Annotated in this window: 1 protein-coding gene; it reads right to left on the bottom strand. The window is 69.0% G+C overall.

Annotated elements, in window-relative coordinates:
- Positions 1–38 precede the first annotated feature (38 nt).
- Positions 39–1,288, bottom strand: a protein-coding gene (locus HDC93_RS37650) for an IS3 family transposase (protein WP_185015256.1) whose coding sequence is annotated in 2 segments (ribosomal slippage) — positions 39–952 and positions 952–1,288 — 1,251 coding nt in all. Because the reading frame shifts where the segments join, the coding sequence is not laid out codon by codon here.
- Positions 1,289–1,357: the final 69 nt, after the last annotated feature.

The raw sequence follows: 1,357 nt of genomic DNA, 5'->3' as shown, positions 1-1,357 counted from the left end.
GGGGCTTCCCCCCGAGAAGTGGACACCGGTTCGTGCTGCTATGCGGCGAGTGTCATCGTATCCGACTGCAGTTCGTACTCCCGCTCCCGGGCGATGGGGCTGAGTTGGCCGTTGGCCGAGTGCCGGCGCTGGGTGTTGTAGCGGGTCAGCCAGTGGAAGACCTGCCGGCGGCATGCGGTGGCCCCCGGGAAGCGGCGGGCGCCCTTGAGGATCTCCCGCTTCAGCGAGGCATGGAAGCTCTCGCAGGCGGCGTTGTCCGCGGAGGTCCCGACCGCGCCCATGGACTGGGTGACGCCCAACTGCCCGCACAGCGCGGCGAATTCGCGGCTGGTGTACTGCGCGCCGTGATCGGTATGGAAGACCGCTCCGTCGAGGCTGCCGCGGGTGGCGGCGGCCATCGTGAGCGCGTCGGCGACCAGAGCAGTGCGCATGTGGTCGGCGATCGACCAGCCGACCACCCTGCGGCTGAAGCAGTCCAGCACGGTCGCCAGATAGAGGAACTCCCCGTCGCCGACGGGCAGATACGTGATGTCGCCCATGTACTTGGTGTTCGGCGCGGCGGCGGAGAAGTCGCGCCGGAACAGGTCCGGAACGGGGGTGGCGGACGGCTCGGGCACCGTGGTGCGGACCCTCCTGCGCAGGTGGGTGCCGACGATGCCGAAGGCACGCATGACCCGGGCCACCTTCTTTTCGTTGACCGGCACCTGGTCGGTCTCCCGGAGCTCGGCGGTGATGCGCGGGGCGCCGTAGGCGCCGTCGAACTCGGCGTGAATGGCCTTGATCCTGGCGGCGAGGGCTGCGTCGGCCTGCTCGCGGGCGGCGCGGCCCGGGGCGGAGGCGCGCCACTTGTAGTAGCTGGAGCGCTGCACGTCCATGACCTGGCACAGCCGCTTGACGGGGAAGTCCTCCCGGTGGGCGGAGATGAACGCGAAGCGGCTCACCAGTTCATCTCCGAGGCGAAAAACTTCGTCGCCTTGCGCAGGATGTCGCGTTCCTGGGCGAGCTTCTGGTTGTCCTTGCGGACCGCCTTCAGCTCGGCCTCCAGGGCTGCGATGCGCTCGCGCAGCTCGTCGGGGCCGCCTTGGCCGGCCGGGGTGGTGCTGGTCACGTTCTTCCTGGTGGTGCCGGTGGCTTCGGTGCGTGCGCGGTGGGCGCTCACCCAGTTCCGCAGGGTCTCGCGGCTGACGCCGAGGTCATCGCCGATCTGGGTGTAGGTATGGCTCGGGTCCGAGAGGTACAGCGCGACAGCGTCGGCCTTGAACTCGGGCGAGTAAACCCTCATCACCATAAATGACTCCTTCTGGCCGGTCCCCTGCGGGGCCGGATCGAAGGTGTCCACCTACAAGGGGGAAGCCCC

Source organism: Streptomyces sp. AK010 (assembly GCF_014207295.1).
GTDB classification, from domain to species: Bacteria; Actinomycetota; Actinomycetes; order Streptomycetales; family Streptomycetaceae; genus Streptomyces; species Streptomyces massasporeus.
The sequence above is the reverse complement of the archived record's forward strand: the minus strand, read 5'-3'. Positions and strand labels throughout refer to the sequence as shown.